The organism is Pseudomonas sp. NPDC087029 (assembly GCF_044745345.1).
Classification (GTDB): domain Bacteria; phylum Pseudomonadota; class Gammaproteobacteria; order Pseudomonadales; family Pseudomonadaceae; genus Aquipseudomonas; species Aquipseudomonas faucium.
In genome coordinates this window covers 92,407-110,241 of sequence record NZ_JBIVAB010000001.1, presented here as the reverse complement: position 1 = coordinate 110,241, position 17,835 = coordinate 92,407, and the positions used below count along the sequence as shown (strand labels likewise).

Below are 17,835 nucleotides of genomic sequence, written 5' to 3'. Positions count from 1 at the left end.
GGCAATACGGAATGGCGGGATTATAACGACAACGGCAGCCTTGTTGGGCTGCCGTTGGTTTTGCGCGGAGGTGGAGGACGTTTTCAGACCAACCGCGAAAGCATCTCCTCGGCTTCCAGGCGCTGGGTGTCATCGCCATCCTTGACCACTTCATCGAGGATGTCGCGCGCCCCCTGGTGGTCGCCCATGTCGATGTACGCCCGCGCCAGGTCGAGCTTGGTCGCCACTTCGTCACTGCCCGAGAAGAAGTCGAAGTCCAGGTCGTCCAGCGGCTCCGGCTCCTGAGCGGCATCGGCGGCGGTGAAGTGCGGCTCCAGCGACGGCGACTCGAGGCTCTGCGAGAGCTTGTCCAGCTCGGCGTTGACGTCATCGAGCTCGGAGGCAAAGCTCTTGGCCGCCGGCGACTCGTCGTCCAGCGACAACGACAGGTCGAAGTCTTCCGGCAGCTCCAGTTCGGAAATCGGGTCGAATTCCGGGATTGCGTCGAAAGCGGCCAGCTCGGCGGCGACGTCCACAGGCTCTTCGGGCGCTTCGACCGGGCTGACGGGCTCACCGACGTCCAGGTCGAAATCGGCCAGGTCATCGATGCTTTGCGGCTCGGCCTGGGCCTGGGCGAGCAGGGCTTCGAAATCTTCGTCAGCGTCGGTCTGCGGCGTGGCGTCGATTTCAGGCTCAGGCTCCGGCACAGGTGCCTCATCCCGCACCGGCACCTCGAGCGGGTCGGCTTCCGGCAGCTCATCGCCCAGGCTCAGGTCGAAGGCGCTGTCCAGGTCGTGGTCATCCAGCACCGAGGTCTCGACGAAGGCTTCAGCGGCCGCATCGAGGCCCGGCTCAGGCTCAGGCTCGGGTTCGAGCTCAGGCGCTTCAAGTTCAGGCTCTGGCGCGTGCTGGTCGAGTTCAGGCGCAGGGGTATCGAGCGGGGCCGGTTCAGCCTCGGTGACCGCTGGCAGCTCGGCTTCAGCCGGCGCCTCAGGTTCGTCCTGCAGCAGTTCCTGGACGTACTGGTGGTCCATTTCCGCCGCCAGCGCGGCAGCCCCCAGGCCAGCGGCAGCGAGGCCGAGCATGGCCGGGAAGCGTTCCTTGAGCGTGCTGACTTGCGCAACGTTCTCTTCGCTGGCGGGCAGTTTGCGTTCCTGCTCGACGAAGGCGCTTTGATCGCCCTGACGGGCATAGACTTCCATCAGCTTCAGGCGCAGGTCATCTCGCTCGGGCTGCGCGGCGATCGCCGTTTCCAGCAGGTCGGCGGCGTGATTGAGACGCCCGCGCGCCAGGCTCTGCTCCACTTCGGCCAGCAGTTCGGCGTTGGCATCCTGCTCCGGAGCCACAGCAGCCGGGGCAACAGGTTGTTCGGCAGCAACCGCCGCTGCGGCCGAAGCGGCAACCACGGCCGGCGACAAGGTGACGCTCGGCGCGGCAACGTCCAGCTCGTCGAAGCTGCTCGGCGGCAGGTCGAGGTCAGGGTTGCGCTCGCCCTCCTCGGCCAGTGCGCGCGCCATGCGCAGGTGCTTTTCAGCTTCCTGCTGGGCCTTGCGCTTGCGGGCCAGCAACAGCAACAGCAGCAACAGCACCAGGAAGGCGGAGCCCGCGATCAGGCCGAGCACGACCGGGTTGCCCAGCATCTCGTCCAGTGCGCTGGGTTTCTGCGCCACAGGTGCAGGTTCGCTGGCCGGGGCTGCTGCAGGTGCGGTATCGGCGGCGGCAGGTGGCGGGGCAATGACCGGCTCGGCCGGTTGCGCCGGGGTATTGTCTGCCGGTTGTGCCGGGGCCGCTTCGCCCGGCAAGGCTGCGGTCGGCGCCTCACCGGCCGCGCCTTGCGCTTCCAGGCGGGCCAGCTGGTCGTTCTTCAGCTGGATCAACTTCTGCAGCTTGTCCAGCTGGCTCTGCAGGTCGGTCATCCGGCTCTTGAGTTCTTCATTGTCGCGACGGCTGGTGTCCAGGCTTTCCTGGGCCACGGCCAATTTGTCGTTGATCGCCTTGGCGCCGCCAGCGCCTGCCTGGTTGCCCGGGCTGACCAGGCGCAGGTTGTCGCCCTGGGCGATACGCTCGGGCGCCGCATCGGCGGCGCCGCGGCGGGTAGCATCGAGCTGGCGGGCACGCGGGCCCAGGCGCCGGCCTTCACGCCAGGCCGCGTACTGTTCGGCCACTTCGCGGTTGGCCTCGCCCTGGGGGATGCTCTGGATCTGCTGCTGGTCGGGCAGGCGCAACACTTGGCCGACCTTCAGCTGGTTGATGTTGTTGCCGATGAAGGCATCCGGGTTGAGCGCCTGGATGGCGATCATGGTCTGCTGCACCGAGCCGCCACCCTGAGTATTGCGCGCGGCAATCTGCCACAAGGTATCGCGGCGCTTGGTGGTGTAGCTGCCGGTGACGGCCGGGGTGACATTGCCTGCCGCCGGCTGCTGGCCCTGGGCCTTGGCCTGGTCGAGCAAGACGCTGTAGTCGCGCAGCAGGCGGCCCTGGGGCCACATCACCTGGACCAGGAACTTGACCACCGTGCCTGGCAGCGGCTGGCTGGAGGTGACGCGCAGCACGCTCTTGCCGTTGGGGTTGATCACCGGGGTGAAGGTCAGGTCTTCGAGGTAGGTTGGATACGCCACCCCGGCCTTGCTGAACTCTTCCGGCGGCGCCAGGCTCGGCGCCACTTCGGCAGCGGTCAGGTCGCGCACATCGAGCAATTCGATCTCGGCGTCCAGCGGCTGGTTCTGCGCCGACTTGAGCGTCAGCTCACCCAACCCCAGGGCATTCGCCATGCCAGACGACAGCGCCGACGCTGCCGCCACGGCCAGAACCAGTTTGCGAATTCGAAGCATGACCTCTTCCCTTGTATGAATCGTCCCGGAAACCTGCAGGCAGAGCGGGACAAAAGTGCTCGCCAGTATCTTTTACGCTATCTGTTTAATCAACAATTGTGCCACCTGCACGGCATTCAGCGCGGCGCCCTTGCGCAGGTTGTCGGTGGTCAGCCAGAGGTTGAGCTGTTGCTGCTCGTCAATTCCATGGCGCACACGACCAACATAGACCACGTCTTGCCCCACTGCGTCACCGACCGGTGTCGGATAGTCATCACGCTCGACCAGCTCGACGCTGTCGGCGGCCTCGAGGGCGTCGTTGACGGCGGCCAGGTCCACCGGCGCCCGGCTTTGTACCGCCACACTGAAGCTATCGCCGAAAAACACCGGGACTTGAACGCAGGTCACGGAAATCTTCAGTTCCGGCATCTCCAGCAGCACCCGCAGCTCGCTCACCAGGCGCTGCTCCAGGGGCGTATGGCCGTGCGCATCGGCGGCGCCGACCTGGGCCAGCAGGTTGAAGGCCACCTGACGGTCGAAGAAGCGCGGCTCCAGCGGGCGGGCATTGAGCAGCTCGGCGGTCTGCCGGGCCAGTTCGTTGACCGCTTCACGCCCCTGGGCAGACACCGCCAGGGCAGCCATGACCTGCACGCGCTCGATGGCCAGCTGGCCTTTGAGCGGCGCCAGGGCGACGGCCAGGGCAACGGCGGCGGAGCTGGGGCTGGCCAGGCGTGCCGGCAGCTGGAGGTTGGCAATGCGCGCGGCATTGGCCTCGGGCACCACGGCGAGGGCATCGTCCAGCCCGCCGGAGAGGTCGATGATAGTGCAGCCGGCCTGTTCGGCCTTGCTGGCGAAGCTGCGGCTGACGGCCGGGCTGGCGGCGAAGAAGGCCAGCTTGACCTGGCTGAAGTCGAAGCTGTCCACCTCGCGGACCTTGATCTTCTTGCCGGCGAACATGACGCTGCTGCCCGCCGATTCCATGCTGGCCAGAAGATGCAGGGTGGCGACCGGGAACTGCAGTTCTTCGAGGATCTGAACGAGGGTTTCACCGACGCTACCGGTAGCGCCGACGACGGCGATGTCCAAGGGTTGGGTCATGGTGGGGATCCTTTTGCTGAAACGGCGGGGGGCGGCACTTTACTTGGATTGTAGAGTTTTGTCTGTGCTGGCCCAGCTGTGTTGTTCTCAGTGCGCGAACAACGGCAAGCGCAAGCGCATAAAAAAACCCGCGCTGTCTCCAGCACGGGTTCTTGGCTAGCGCAACGCGATCAACGCTCCAGCAGAATCCGCAGCATGCGACGCAGCGGTTCGGCAGCGCCCCACAGCAACTGGTCGCCAACGGTGAACGCGCCCAGGTACTGGGAGCCCATGTTCAGCTTGCGCAGGCGGCCAACCGGCACATTCAGAGTACCGGTCACCTTGGTCGGTGCCAGTTCCTGCATGCTGATCTCGCGCTGGTTCGGCACCAGTTTCACCCAAGGGTTGTGCTGGCTGATCATGCCTTCGATGTCGGCCAGTGGCACGTCCTTGTTGAGCTTGATGGTCAGCGCCTGGCTGTGGCAACGCATGGCGCCGATGCGCACGCAGATGCCATCGACCGGGATCGGGTTCTTGAAGCGGCCGAGGATCTTGTTGGTTTCGGCCTGGGCCTTCCACTCTTCACGGCTCTGCCCGTTCGGCAGCTCCTTGTCGATCCATGGGATCAGGCTGCCGGCCAACGGCACGCCGAAGTTCTCGGTCGGGAACGCATCGCCACGCATGGCTTCGGCGACCTTGCGGTCGATGTCGAGGATGGCGCTGGCCGGGTTGGCCAGGTCATCGGCGACTGCCGCGTGGATGCCGCCCATCTGCTTGATCAGCTCGCGCATGTTCTGCGCGCCGGCACCGGACGCCGCCTGGTAGGTCATGGCGCTCATCCACTCGACCAGGCCCGCTTCGAACAGGCCGCCCAGGCCCATCAGCATCAGGCTGACGGTGCAGTTGCCGCCGATGTAGTTCTTGGTACCGGCATCGAGCTGCTGGTCGATCACCTTGCGGTTGACCGGGTCGAGCACGATCACCGCGTCGTCCTGCATGCGCAGCGACGAGGCGGCGTCGATCCAGTAACCCTGCCAGCCAGCTTCACGCAGCTTGGGGAAGACCTCGTTGGTGTAGTCGCCGCCCTGGCAGGTCAGGATCACGTCGAGGGTCTTGAGCTCTTCAATCGAATAAGCGTCCTTGAGCGGCGCAATATCCTTGCCCACGTTCGGGCCCTGGCCACCGACATTGGAGGTGGTGAAGAACACCGGCTCGATAAGGTCGAAGTCCTGCTCCTCCAGCATCCGCTGCATGAGCACGGAACCGACCATACCGCGCCAACCGATCAGACCTACACGTTTCATCGCAACTACACCTTTGCTAAAAGTGGGCCGCCACCGACCAAAAACGGTGGCGGGCCAGAGAGATTACAGATTCCGCAGCGCTGCGACTACTGCGTCGCCCATTTCCTGCGTGCCAACTTTGTTACAGCCCGCCGACCAGATGTCACCGGTGCGCAGGCCCTGGTCCAGCACCAGGCTTACCGCCTGCTCGATGGCTTCGGCGGCGGCGTGCTGGTTGAAGCTGTAACGCAGCATCATCGACACCGACAGGATGGTCGCCAGCGGGTTGGCGATACCCTGCCCGGCGATGTCCGGCGCCGAACCGTGGCACGGCTCGTACATGCCCTTGTTGTTGGCATCCAGCGAGGCCGAAGGCAGCATGCCGATGGAACCGGTGAGCATGGAAGCTTCATCCGACAGGATGTCACCGAACATGTTGTCGGTCACCACCACGTCGAACTGCTTGGGTGCGCGCACCAGCTGCATGGCAGCGTTGTCCACGTACATGTGGCTCAGTTCGACGTCCGGGTAGTCCTTGGCCACGGTTTCGACCACTTCACGCCACAGCTGGCTGGAGGCGAGCACGTTGGCCTTGTCTACCGAGCACAGCTTCTTGCCGCGTACGCGGGCCATGTCGAAGCCGACGCGGGCGATGCGGCGCACTTCGCTTTCGCTGTAAGGCAGGGTGTCGTATGCCTGGCGCTCGCCACCTTGCAGCTCGCGCTGGCCGCGCGGCGCACCGAAGTAGATGCCGCCGGTCAGTTCACGGACGATGAGGATATCCAGGCCCGAGACGATTTCCGGCTTCAGCGAGGAAGCATCGGCCAGTTGCGGGTAGAGGATGGCCGGGCGCAGGTTGGCGAACAGGCCCAGTTGCGAACGGATCTTCAGCAGGCCGCGCTCGGGGCGGATGTCACGCTCGATCTTGTCCCATTTCGGGCCACCGACCGCGCCCAGCAGCACGGCATCGGCCTGGCGCGCACGCTCCAGGGTCTCGTCGGCCAGGGGCACGCCGTGCTTGTCGATGGCGGCGCCACCAATCACGTCGTGCGCGAGGCTGAAGCCGAGCTGGAACTTGTCGTTGGCCAGCTCCAGCACCTTGACCGCTTCGGCCATGATTTCCGGGCCAATGCCATCACCTGGGAGAATCAGAATCTGCTTGCTCATGCTTTCCTCTATTCATTCAAGCGGCGCGGCCGGCTCGGCCCCACCGTAAAAAAACTCAGCGCTCGGCCCACAACACGATGACATCGGTGCTGAACGAGCCATCGGCTTCGATCTGGTAATACTCCCGCACTTCCTGGCCCATGGCCTGCTGCAACTGGCGAATCGCCACGCGCAATGGCTCGGGCGTGCGCATGCGCTCCACCCAGGACGCCCACTCCAGGCGCAGGCGCTGGCGCGAATGGCTGCGCACGTGCAGGCCGGCTTCACTCACCAGGCGCTGCCACTGGGCAGCAGAATAATCGCGTACATGGCTGGTGTCGCGCAGCACTTCCACCGACTGCAGGTAGGTGTCGAGCAGCGCGCTGCCCGGCGACATCACGTCGATGAACGCGGCCACACCACCCGGCTTGAGCACCCGGCGCACTTCGCGCAGGGCCAGGCCCACATCGCTCCAGTGGTGCGCCGAATAGCGGCTGAACACGAAGTCGAACGAGGCGTCGCCGAACGGCAGGCGCTCGGCGGCGCCGTGGGCGGTCTTGACGTTGCCCAGGCCACGCTCGGCCGCGGCGCTGGCGACCACCTCGAGCATCGCTTGCGACAAATCGTAGGCAACCACTTCGGCGACCAGCGGTGCCACGTGGAAGCTGACGTGACCGGCACCGCAGCCCAGGTCCAGCACGCGCGCGCTGCCCTGCCCTGCCAACTGCGCCTGGAGCAGGGCGAATTCGCTGCCCTGGGCATGCACGGCGCTGCTGAGGTAGGCATTGGCCTGTTCGCCGAACTGGCGTTGGACCACATCGGTATGGGTAGTGCTGGTCATGGGCTGTTCCTTCTGGTTTTGGGGTGCTGGTACGGCCGCTATCGCCGGCAAGCCGGCTCCCACCCGGTGGCCGCGCAATGGCGGTGCACCTGTGGGAGCCGGCTTGCCGGCGATGAGGCCAGCAAGCCCAACTACATCATTCAGGCATCGCGAAACAGCCAAGGCTGCCCGGCGCGGTGCTTGCCTTCGAAGGCCTTGATCGCGTCGCTGTCCTGCAGGGTCAGGCCGATGTCGTCCAAGCCGTTGAGCAGGCAATGCTTGCGGAAGGCGTCGATCTCGAAATGCAGCACCTTGCCGTCCGGGCGGGTCACCGCCTGGGCCTGCAGGTCAATGGTCAACTGGTAGCCCGGGTTGGCTTCGACCTGCTTGAACAGCTCATCGACTTCCTCGTCGCTGAGGATGATCGGCAACAGGCCGTTCTTGAAGCTGTTGTTGAAGAAGATGTCGGCGAAGCTTGGCGCGATCACGCTACGGAAGCCGTATTCGTCCAGCGCCCACGGCGCGTGCTCGCGGCTCGAACCGCAGCCGAAGTTCTCCCGCGCCAGCAACACGCTGGCACCCTGGTAGCGTGCATGGTTGAGCACGAACTCCTGGTTCAACGGGCGCTTGCTGTTGTCCTGGTAGGGCTGGCCCACATCCAGGTAACGCCACTCGTCGAACAGGTTGGGGCCGAAACCGGTGCGCTTGATCGACTTGAGAAACTGCTTGGGGATGATCTGGTCGGTGTCGACGTTGGCACGGTCCAACGGCGCGACGAGGCCAGTGTGCTGGGTAAAGGCTTTCATGCTGCGCTCCCTTGGATCAACTCGCGGACATCGATGAAGTGGCCGGTCACCGCGGCGGCGGCGGCCATCGCCGGGCTGACCAGGTGAGTACGGCCACCGGCGCCCTGACGGCCTTCGAAGTTGCGGTTGGAGGTGGACGCGCAGTGCTCGCCGCTCTCCAGGCGGTCCGGGTTCATGGCCAGGCACATCGAGCAGCCTGGCTCACGCCATTCGAAGCCGGCTTCAAGGAAGATCTTGTCCAAACCTTCGCGCTCTGCCTGGGCCTTGACCAGACCCGAGCCCGGCACCACCAACGCCTGCTTGACGTTGGCCGCGACCTTGCGGCCCTTGGCGATTTCGGCGGCAGCGCGCAGGTCTTCGATGCGCGAGTTGGTGCACGAGCCGATGAACACACGGTCGAGCTTGATATCGGTGATCGCCTGGTTGGCGGCCAAGCCCATGTACTTGAGGGCGCGCTCGATCGAGCCACGCTTGATCAAGTCTGGCTCGGCAGCCGGGTCCGGCACGCGCTGGTCGACCGCCAGCACCATCTCGGGCGAAGTGCCCCAGCTGACCTGCGGCTTGATCTGCGCGGCATCCAGCTCGACCACGGTATCGAACACGGCATCGGCGTCCGACACCAGGCCTTTCCAGGCTTGGGCGGCCAGCGTCCACTGCTCGCCCTTGGGCGAATACGGGCGGCCTTCGACATAGGCGATGGTGGTGTCGTCGACTGCCACCAGGCCCACACGGGCACCGGCCTCGATCGACATGTTGCAGATGGTCATGCGGCCTTCCATCGACAAGTCGCGGATGGCGCTGCCGGCGAATTCCATGGCGTGGCCATTGCCACCGGCGGTACCGATCTTGCCGATCACGGCAAGCACGATGTCCTTGGCGGTGACACCGGCCGGCAACTGGCCTTCGACCCGCACCAGCATGTTCTTCATCTTCTTGGCGACCAGGCACTGGGTGGCGAGCACGTGCTCGACCTCGGAGGTGCCGATGCCGTGGGCCAAGGCGCCGAACGCGCCGTGGGTGGAGGTGTGCGAGTCGCCGCAGACCACGGTCATGCCCGGCAAGGTAGCGCCCTGCTCGGGGCTGATGACGTGGACGATGCCCTGGCGCACGTCGTTCATCTTGAATTCGACGATGCCGTATTCGTCACAGTTTTCATCGAGGGTCTGCACCTGCAGGCGCGACACCTGGTCAGCGATGGCCTCGATGCCGCCCTTGCGCTCTGGCGTGGTCGGCACGTTGTGGTCGGGCGTGGCGATGTTGGCGTCGATGCGCCATGGCTGGCGTTTGGCCAGGCGCAGGCCTTCGAAGGCCTGCGGCGACGTCACTTCATGGATGATATGGCGGTCGATGTAGATCAAGGACGAGCCGTCATCACGGCGCTTGACCTCATGAGCTTCCCAGAGTTTGTCGTAGAGCGTTTTGCCAGCCATCAGACTGTTCCTCATCAGCGTCTTTCTATGCCAAAGACCCCTTGGCTTGTACGGACGATGCTATGGCGATAGATTGAATAACTCAAATTCATAATTTTTATGCTTTGGATAACCAACAGGAATTCTACCCATGGACCTGGCCAACCTCAGCGCCTTCATCGCCATCGCCGAAACCGGCAGCTTCTCCGGCGCCGCCGAGCGCCTGTTCCTGACCCAGCCCGCCATCAGCAAGCGCATTGCCGGGCTGGAGCAGCAACTGGGGGTGCGCCTGTTCGATCGCCTGGGCCGTGAAGTGACCCTGACCGAAGCGGGCCGCGCCCTGTTGCCGCGCGCCTACCAGATCCTCAACGTGCTCGATGACACCCGCCGGGCCCTGACCAATCTGACCGGGGAAGTGGCAGGCCGCCTGACCCTGGCCACCAGCCATCACATCGGCCTGCACCGGTTGCCCCCGCTGTTGCGCGCCTTTACCCGGCAGTACCCGTCGGTGGCGCTGGATATTCAGTTCCTCGACTCGGAGGCGGCCTACGACGAAATCCTCCATGGCCGCGCTGAAATTGCCGTCATCACCCTCGCGCCCGAACCCCATCACCTGGTCAAGGCCGTGCCGGTGTGGGACGACGCCCTGGATTTCGTCGCCGCCCCCGAACACCCGCTGGCCAGCAACCAGCAGGTCAGCCTGGCCGACGTGGCGCGCCACCCGGCGGTGTTTCCCGGCGGCAACACCTTTACCCACCACATCGTCCAGCGCCTGTTCGAAAGCCAGGGCCTGACGCCCAATATCGCCATGAGCACCAACTACCTGGAAACCATCAAGATGATGGTGTCCATCGGCCTGGCCTGGAGCGTGCTGCCGCGCACCATGCTCGACGATCAGGTTGCACCCATCGCTTTGCCCGGCATACAGCTGTCGCGCCAGCTAGGCTACATTCTGCACACGGAGCGAACGCTATCGAATGCGGCCAGGGCCTTCATGGCCCTGCTCGACAGCCATGCAGGGTCCGCCTGACCGGTCGTCAGCACGGCACCAACTCAAGGACGCGTCAAACGCCAAAGGTCTGGTACCAATGCCCAAATCAGCAAACCGCTTTCCGCGCCTGCCGCGTATCCCGGCGGCCGACCCCCAGGAGTCCGAGCAAGCCTGGCAGAACGCCCCGCAGCTGCTGGCGGCGCTCAACGGCGCGCGCCTGGGGGCCTGGCTGTGGGATATCGAGACCGGCCGGATCAGCTGGTCGCGGGGCACCCAGGCGCTGTTCGGCTTCGACCCGCAGCGCCCGCTGCCCAACGACATCGACTACCTTGACCTGCTGCCCGAAGAAGACCGCGCCCGCACCCGCCAGCTGTTCCAGGCGGTGGTCAATGGCGAACCGGTGGAAAAGGCCATGCGCCACCGCATCCGCTGGCCGGACGGCAGCCTGCACTGGCTGGAAATCAACGGCAGCCTGACCCACGACCGCCACGGCCGGCGCCAGATGATCGGGGTGATCCGCGAAATCACCCGCCAGCGCGAGCGGGAAACCGCGCTGATCAACTCGGAAAAGCGCTTTGCCACGCTGTTTCACTTAAGCCCCAATGCCATTTTGCTGACCCGCCGCCACGACGGCATGATCTTCGAGGTCAACCAGCACTTCGAAGACATGTTCGGCTGGCCTGGCAGCTACGTGATCGGCAAGACCAGCCTGGAGCTGGGGCTGTGGGAGCACCCCGAACAACGCCAGCAGATACTCCAGGCAACCCGCGCCAACGGCGGCCCGCTGACCATGGAAGTGCAGTTTCGCGCCAGCAACGGCAAGCTGCATGATGGCATCTTGTGCACCCAGGGCATCGAACTGGAGGGGGTGACCTTCCTGCTCAGCACCTTTGTCGACACCTCCGAACGCAAGCGCGCCGAGCAGGCGCTCAAGGACAGCCAGGAACGCCTGGACCTGGCCCTGGATTCGGCGCAACTGGGCACCTGGGACTGGCACATCCCCAGCGGCATGCTCTATGGCTCGGCGCGGGCCGCGCAATTGCACGGGCTGGACCCGATCCCCTTCCACGAATCGTTCGACTCGTTCTTCGAAGGCGTGCCGGAAGAAGAGCGCGATGCCATGCGCCAGGCCTATCGCAGCCTGCGCGAGGGGCCGGCCGGCAACTACCAGATCACCTATCGGGTGCAGCTCGAAAACGGCACCTCGCGTTATATCGAAAGCCGCGCCCGCCTCTACCGCGACGAGCACGGCACGCCGCTGCGCATGGCCGGCACCCTGCTCGACATCACCGAACAGGTGGAGCGCGAACTGCGCCTGAGCGCCTCGGAAGAGAAGTTCGCCAGCCTGTTCCAGGTCAGCCCCGACCCGATCTGCGTCACCCGCCAGGACACCGGGCAGTTCATCGAGATCAACCCGGCCTTCACCCAGACGTTCGGCTGGGGCGCCGACCAGGTGATTGGCCGCACGGCCGAAGAAATCGGCCTGTGGGCCGAATCGATCGAACGCGCCCGGCGCATCGAGCAAGTCATCCGCGAGCAGGCCCTGAGCAATGTCGCCGTGGTGGTCAACCACCGCAATGGCTCGCCGCTGACCTGCGTGATCGCCAGCCGGCTGATTACCGTCGACAACCAGCCGTGCAGCGTCACCACCTTGCGCGATATCACCCAGCAGCAACGGGCGGAAGCGGCGCTGAAATCCAGCGAGGAGAAATTCGCCAAGGCGTTCCACTCCAGCCCCGACGCCATCACCATCACCGAGCGCCACAGCGGCCGCTACGTGGAGGTGAACGATGGTTTCTGCCGCCTCACCGGCTACAGCAGCGCCGAAGTGGTGGGCCGCAGCGTCTTCGAGCTGGGCATCTGGGCCGACGACAAGCAGCGCAGCGCCCTACTCGCCGAGCTCAAGGAGCGCGGCCGGGTGCACCACCGGGAAATGCTCGGGCGCAACAAGCGCGGCGACATCCTCACCGTGGAAGTGTCGGTGGAGCCGATCAGCCTCAATGAGGTCGACTGCCTGTTGCTGACTGCCCGCGATGTCAGCCAGCTGAAGAACGCCCAGGCGCAGATTCGCCACCTGGCCTACCACGACCCGCTGACCAACCTGCCCAACCGCGCCCTGCTGATGGACCGCCTGAGCCAGCAGATCGCCCTGCTGCGCCGCCACAACCTGCGCGGCGCCTTGCTGTTCCTCGACCTGGACCACTTCAAGCACATCAACGACTCGCTCGGCCACCCGGTGGGCGACACGGTGCTGAAGATCATCACCGCACGCCTGGAAGCCAGCGTGCGCCTGGAAGACACCGTGGCGCGCCTGGGCGGCGACGAGTTCGTGGTATTGCTCAGCGGCCTGGAAGGCAGCCGCGAGTCGGTCGAGCAGAAGGTCCGTGAGCTGGCCGACACCCTGCGCGAGCTGCTGGCCGAACCGATGTCGCTGGATGGCCAGCGCCTGCAGGTGACGCCAAGCATCGGCGTGGCGCTGATCCCCGACCACGGCGCCACCCCGGCCGACCTGCTCAAGCGCGCCGACATCGCCCTGTACCGGGCCAAGGACTCGGGGCGCAACACCACGCAGCTGTTCCACACCACCATGCAAAAGGCCGCCAGCGAACGCCTGCGCATGGAAAGTGACCTGCGCCTGGCCTTGGCCCGCGGCGAGCTGGCCCTGCACTTCCAGCCCCAGGTGGATGCCCGCGACAACCGCATCGTCGGCGCCGAGGTGCTGCTGCGCTGGCACCACCCGCAACTGGGCCAGCAACCGCCCTCGCAGTTCATCCAGGTGCTCGAAGAAAGCGGCCTGATCCTCGAAGTAGGCAGCTGGATACTCGACGAAGCGTGCGATGCCTGCGCGCGCATGCTCGAAGACGGGCTGATCGATGCCGATGACTTCAGCCTGTGCGTGAACATCAGCCCGCGGCAGTTTCGCCAGAACGACTTCGTCGAGCGGGTGTTGCGCAGCCTGGACGATTACCGCCTGCCGCGGCACATGCTGAAGCTGGAGATTACCGAAGGCATCGTGATCCAGAACCTGGAGGACACCATCAGCAAGATGCGCGAGCTCAAGCGCTACGGGGTGAGCTTTGCCATGGACGATTTCGGCACCGGCTATTCATCGCTGACCTACCTCAAGCGCCTGCCGGTGGACGCCTTGAAGATCGACCAGACCTTCGTGCGCGATGCCCCGCAAGACCCCAACGACGCCGAGATCGTCCGCGCCATCGTGGCCATGGCGCGCAGCCTGGACCTGGCCGTGATCGCCGAAGGGGTGGAGCTGACCGAGCAACTTGAGTTCCTCGAGCAGCTGGGCTGCCACCTGTACCAGGGCTACCTGCACAGCCGGCCGCTGCCGCTGCCGGAATTCAGGCAGATGCTGCTGGAGGCGCCAGCGGATTACTGAACGAAAAAAGGGCACCTTCGCAGGTGCCCTTTTTCGTATCACGCCAAACTCAGTTCAGCGCTGGCTTGTCGCCATTGATCGGAATGCGCTTGGCCTTGGCTTCTTCCGGCACGATGCGCAGCAGGTCGATGCTGAGCAGGCCGTTGGCCAGGCCCGCGGACTTGACCTCGATATGGTCGGCCAGGCGGAACGACAGCTTGAAGGCGCGCTGGGCAATGCCCTGGTGCAGGTAGGTCACTTCCGTCGCGCTGTTTTCGCGCTTGCCGCCGATCACGGTCAGCACGCCTTTTTCGACCTGCAGGTCGAGGTCCTGCTCCTGGAAGCCGGCTGCGGCAACCACGATGCGATAGTGGTCATCGCCATGTTTTTCCACGTTGTAGGGAGGGTAGCTGCTACCCGCCTCGTTACGTGCCGCGGATTCGAACAGGTCGTTGAAACGGTCGAAGCCAACGGAATGGCGGAACAGTGGAGCGAGAGAGAAAGCACTGGTCATGGTCATAAACTCCTGAAATTCAGCAAGTAAGTCATTACGCGACCCGACTTCGGCATCGCGTACTGAATAAATAGGGGTCAGGAGAAGGCTTTCAAGAGGGCACGCGAAATTTTTTTTACTTGCAGGGAGCTGGTGGCCCCATCGCTGGCGAGCCAGCTCCCACAGGTATTTGCGCAGGGCACCTGTGGGAGCCGGCTTGCCGGCGATGGGACAGGCTCAGGCCACACGTTCCTCGAATGCGTGCACCTCAACCCCAAGCAACCGGCTGATCCGCGCGCAGTCATCTTCCCTGCGCAGCTCAGCGAACAGCACCACCGCCTCGGGATAACTGCGCGTCAGCATCGCCAGCCACTGCTTCATCCGCCCCGGCGCATAACGCGGCGACAGCTTGGCCTGGGCCTGGCGCCAGAACTCGCGCAGCAACGGCAGCAACGCCTCCCAGCTCAGCGGCTGGTAGTCGCGGCCATCACGCGCGGCCGCAATCTGCAACGCCAGGTCCGGGCGCGATACCAGCCCACGGCCGAGCATGATGTCCTCGGCGCCGCTGACCTCACGGCAGCGCCGCCAGTCGTCGACGGTCCAGATCTCGCCATTGGCGAACACCGGCACCTTGACCACGTCCTGCACTCGCGCCACCCATTCCCAATGCGCCGGCGGCTTGTAGCCCTCGACCTTGGTCCGCGCGTGCACCACCAGGTGCGCCGAGCCCCCTTCGGCCAAGGCCGTGGCGCAGTCCAGCGCGCCATCCGGGCTGTCGAAGCCCAGGCGCATCTTCGAGGTGACCGGAATATGCGCCGGCACCGCCCGGCGTACCTCACGCACGATGGCGTGCAGCAACTCCGGCTCCTTGAGCAGCACCGCCCCGCCCCGCGACTTGTTCACGGTCTTGGCCGGGCAGCCGAAGTTCAGGTCGATCACCGGCGCCCCCAGCTCGCAGGCCAGCGCCGCGTTTTCGGCCAGGCACACCGGGTCCGAGCCCAGCAATTGCACGCGCATCGGCACGCCGGCGGCCGTGCGCGCGCCCTGGCGCAGCTCTGGGGCGAGCTTGTCGAACGAGGAGGCTGGCAGCAGGCGGTCACAGACGCGGATAAACTCGGTGACGCACCAATCGATGCCGCCCACTCGGGTCAGGACGTCGCGCAGGATGTTGTCGACCAGCCCCTCCATGGGGGCCAGGGCAATTTGCATTTCGGGGACTCGGCGAGAAAAGCCGGCAGTCTAGCAAAAATTGCTGCCGGTTCAGGCACCGATCAGCGCCGGGCCGTATCCGTCGATGAATTCGGCCGGCATGCGCCTGGGCTTGCCGCTGGACAGCTCGATGCAGGCGAACGTGGTCTGCGCACGCAGCAGGGTCACGCCGTCGCGCGGGCGCTTGAGCTGGAAGCGCCGGGTCATGCGCAGGCGCTGGTCCCAATCGATGATCCAGGTGGCCAGCTGCAGCTCGTCATCTTCGTAGGCGGCGGCGAGGTAGTCGATCTCATGCCGCAGCACCGCCATCGCCCGGTCCAGGCGCCGGTATTCCGCCAGGTCCAGGCCCAGGCGCTGGGAGTGGCGCCAGGCGCAGCGCTCGAGCCAGGTGACGTAGACCGCGTTGTTGGCGTGGCCGAGGCCGTCGATGTCCTCGCTGCCGACCCGCAGGTCGATGATGAATGGCGTTGCCAGGTCCCAGCTCATGCCCGCTCCCCAAGTCAGTGAAGGGGCAGAGTGTAATGGAAGTTCAGGCGCTTTGCCGGGCCGGGGCACTGCTGCTGGCCAGCAGTTCGAGCACGGCCTGGCTCAGGCGCGGGTCGGCCAGCACGCGCTGGTGGCCTCCCCCTTCCAGCAGCAGCAGGCGGCTGTCGAACCAGGCCTTGTGAATCAACTGGGCCTCGCTGGCGGCCACCAGCTGATCATCCGCCGCATGCACGACCAGGCCCGGAATCTCCAGCTGGTAGCCACTGACATCGAGGCGGGCGACCTGGATGCCGACATCCCGCTCGACCTGGCGAATGAACGCTGCCCTGGCCCGCGCCGGCATCCCTAAGTGCTTGGCGAAGCCGCGCAACACGCCCAGCAGCTGCGCCGGTGCGGCGATGCTGACGGCGGCCTCGGCGCGCAGCCCCATTTGCAGCGCCAGCATGACACTGGCGCCGCCCATGGAATGGCCGATCACGGCTCGCAGCGGCGGCAATTCGGCGGCCGCCTCCAGCAGCGCGCGGGCAAACAGCACCACGTTCGCCTGCTGCCCGGGGGAACGGCCATGGGCCGGGCCTTCCAGGGAAACCACCGTGTGCCCGGCCTGCACCAGGGTGTCGATCAGGGCGGCAAACTGGGTGGGGCGCCCTTCCCAGCCATGCATCAACAACACCGTCGGCCCCTCGCCCCAGCGCAAGGCGGACAGCCCGAAACGCAAGGTGATGCGCTCGGCGCTCGCCAGCAATGGCAGCTCCCACTGCCGCGGCGGCAGATTGCGCGGCGTCATGAACGCCCGGCGCATCTTGCCGGCGACATGCTCGGGGGCCAGGTGGCCGAGGGTGCCATTGACGCCACGAATCCAGCTCAAGGTAGTCATCGCCTTGCTCCAAGGTCACAGGTTCAGATAACCGCCGATTTGGCGGCGCGCAAAATGCGGTCAGACAGCTCGCCGGCGCCCAGGGCCCGGGCCAGCGCCAGGCCGCCGATCATCAGGGCCAGGTCGGCCAGGGCCTTGTCGGCATCCTCGGGGCGATCGACCATCGCTGCAGTCATCAGCTCGATGTGTTCGGCCAGCACTTCGCGAAACGCCTCGGGCAGGCGCTGCATCTCGCTCAGCGCACTGGGCAGCGGGCAGGCATGCACCTCGGCATCACGGTGCTTGCGCGACAGGTAGAAGGCACCCGCCAGCGCTCGCCGCCCGGCGCCATCGAGGCTGGGGTCAACCTGCGCGAGCAAGGCCCGGCGCTCGCCGAGCAGCTGGCGGAAGGCTTCGAGCATCAGCTCGTCCTTGCTCTCGAAGTGCGCGTAGAAGCCGCCGACGGTAAGGCCGGCGGCGCCCATCACCTGGCTGACACTGGGTTCGGCCGGGCCATGCTGGATCAACGCACTGCGTGCAGCTTCGAGGATGCGTTCGCGGGTTCTGCTCTTCTTGTCGCTCATGGCGGCATTTACCGATCAAAATATGATGATCGAAATATTATATGAGTAATATTTTTATGCAAGCGAAAATGCCTGCCGCCAATCGGCGCAAAATTTTTGAGGGAGCAGAAAAAACAAAAGGCCCATTCAATAAGCGAATGAGCCTTTAAAGTCCCGCAAAACGCGGGTAAAAGTGGCGTCCCCTAGGGGACTCGAACCCCTGTTACCGCCGTGAAAGGGCGGTGTCCTAGGCCACTAGACGAAGGGGACGTAAACCTTCGCGAAAGTCCGCTTATGCGAACCCTGGCAGAATTGGTGGAGCTAAGCGGGATCGAACCGCTGACCTCCTGCATGCCATGCAGGCGCTCTCCCAGCTGAGCTATAGCCCCGAAAACAAAAGGCTCATCCAAAAACCGAATGAGCCTCTTCAAGCCCCGCAAAACGCGGGTAAAAGTGGCGTCCCCTAGGGGACTCGAACCCCTGTTACCGCCGTGAAAGGGCGGTGTCCTAGGCCACTAGACGAAGGGGACGTAC

The 17,835-nt window shown here is 65.1% G+C and carries 14 protein-coding genes and 3 tRNA genes; 2 read left to right on the top strand and 15 right to left on the bottom strand.

Annotated features, from left to right (window positions below; genetic code table 11):
- Positions 1-83: 83 nt before the first annotated feature.
- The 7 genes from ACIPG5_RS00525 to leuC form a co-directional block, all read right to left on the bottom strand.
- Complete coding sequence (locus ACIPG5_RS00525) at positions 84-2,810, bottom strand: FimV/HubP family polar landmark protein (RefSeq protein WP_401372793.1); 2,727 nt, start codon at positions 2,808-2,810, stop codon at positions 84-86.
- Positions 2,811-2,882: 72 nt separating this feature from the next.
- Positions 2,883-3,887: an aspartate-semialdehyde dehydrogenase gene (locus ACIPG5_RS00520; protein ID WP_176512262.1), complete on the bottom strand. Its 1,005-nt coding sequence runs from the start codon at positions 3,885-3,887 to the stop codon at positions 2,883-2,885.
- A gap of 170 nt (positions 3,888-4,057) precedes the next feature.
- Complete coding sequence (gene asd / locus ACIPG5_RS00515; protein WP_176512261.1) at positions 4,058-5,170, bottom strand: aspartate-semialdehyde dehydrogenase; 1,113 nt, start codon at positions 5,168-5,170, stop codon at positions 4,058-4,060.
- Positions 5,171-5,233: 63 nt separating this feature from the next.
- On the bottom strand, positions 5,234-6,316 hold the full coding sequence (gene leuB, locus ACIPG5_RS00510; protein ID WP_401372790.1) for a 3-isopropylmalate dehydrogenase: 1,083 nt from the start codon (positions 6,314-6,316) through the stop codon (positions 5,234-5,236).
- Positions 6,317-6,371: 55 nt separating this feature from the next.
- Complete coding sequence (locus ACIPG5_RS00505) at positions 6,372-7,136, bottom strand: class I SAM-dependent methyltransferase (protein WP_401372788.1); 765 nt, start codon at positions 7,134-7,136, stop codon at positions 6,372-6,374.
- Positions 7,137-7,276: 140 nt separating this feature from the next.
- Positions 7,277-7,921: a 3-isopropylmalate dehydratase small subunit gene (gene leuD, locus ACIPG5_RS00500; protein WP_054885742.1), complete on the bottom strand. Its 645-nt coding sequence runs from the start codon at positions 7,919-7,921 to the stop codon at positions 7,277-7,279.
- Complete coding sequence (leuC, locus tag ACIPG5_RS00495; RefSeq protein ID WP_236235524.1) at positions 7,918-9,351, bottom strand: 3-isopropylmalate dehydratase large subunit; 1,434 nt, start codon at positions 9,349-9,351, stop codon at positions 7,918-7,920. The genes leuD and leuC overlap by 4 nt, the downstream gene beginning before the upstream one ends.
- 130 nt (positions 9,352-9,481) lie before the next feature.
- On the opposite strand from leuC, the gene ACIPG5_RS00490 reads away from it, so the two are divergent.
- Both ACIPG5_RS00490 and ACIPG5_RS00485 read left to right on the top strand, forming a co-directional pair.
- A complete protein-coding gene (locus ACIPG5_RS00490) occupies positions 9,482-10,360 on the top strand; it encodes a LysR family transcriptional regulator (RefSeq protein WP_176512257.1) in 879 nt (292 codons plus the stop codon).
- A gap of 58 nt (positions 10,361-10,418) precedes the next feature.
- Positions 10,419-13,715, top strand: a complete 3,297-nt coding sequence (locus ACIPG5_RS00485) for a bifunctional diguanylate cyclase/phosphodiesterase (RefSeq protein WP_176512256.1) — start codon at positions 10,419-10,421, stop codon at positions 13,713-13,715.
- Between the two features lie 49 nt (positions 13,716-13,764).
- On the opposite strand, the gene ACIPG5_RS00480 is transcribed toward ACIPG5_RS00485, so the two are convergent.
- The 8 genes from ACIPG5_RS00480 to ACIPG5_RS00445 form a co-directional block, all read right to left on the bottom strand.
- Entirely contained in the window at positions 13,765-14,208 is a 444-nt protein-coding gene (locus ACIPG5_RS00480) for an Hsp20 family protein (protein WP_176512255.1), read from the bottom strand.
- A 216-nt stretch (positions 14,209-14,424) separates the two neighbouring features.
- On the bottom strand, positions 14,425-15,396 hold the full coding sequence (locus ACIPG5_RS00475) for a tRNA dihydrouridine synthase (protein ID WP_401372784.1): 972 nt from the start codon (positions 15,394-15,396) through the stop codon (positions 14,425-14,427).
- A gap of 51 nt (positions 15,397-15,447) precedes the next feature.
- The gene (locus ACIPG5_RS00470) at positions 15,448-15,882 is read right to left on the bottom strand and encodes an acyl-CoA thioesterase (protein ID WP_401372782.1); all 435 of its coding nucleotides are present in this window, start codon (positions 15,880-15,882) and stop codon (positions 15,448-15,450) included.
- Positions 15,883-15,925: 43 nt separating this feature from the next.
- Positions 15,926-16,759 carry an alpha/beta fold hydrolase gene (locus ACIPG5_RS00465; RefSeq protein ID WP_401372780.1) on the bottom strand — a complete coding sequence of 278 codons (834 nt, stop codon included), beginning with the start codon at positions 16,757-16,759 and terminating at the stop codon, positions 15,926-15,928.
- Positions 16,760-16,782: 23 nt separating this feature from the next.
- Positions 16,783-17,322, bottom strand: coding sequence for a TetR/AcrR family transcriptional regulator (locus ACIPG5_RS00460; RefSeq protein ID WP_236235521.1), 540 nt, complete (start codon positions 17,320-17,322; stop codon positions 16,783-16,785).
- A gap of 173 nt (positions 17,323-17,495) precedes the next feature.
- Positions 17,496-17,571: transfer RNA gene (locus ACIPG5_RS00455), tRNA-Glu, on the bottom strand.
- Positions 17,572-17,614: 43 nt separating this feature from the next.
- Positions 17,615-17,690: transfer RNA gene (locus ACIPG5_RS00450), tRNA-Ala, on the bottom strand.
- Between the two features lie 65 nt (positions 17,691-17,755).
- Positions 17,756-17,831, bottom strand: a tRNA-Glu gene (locus tag ACIPG5_RS00445).
- Positions 17,832-17,835 lie beyond the last annotated feature (4 nt).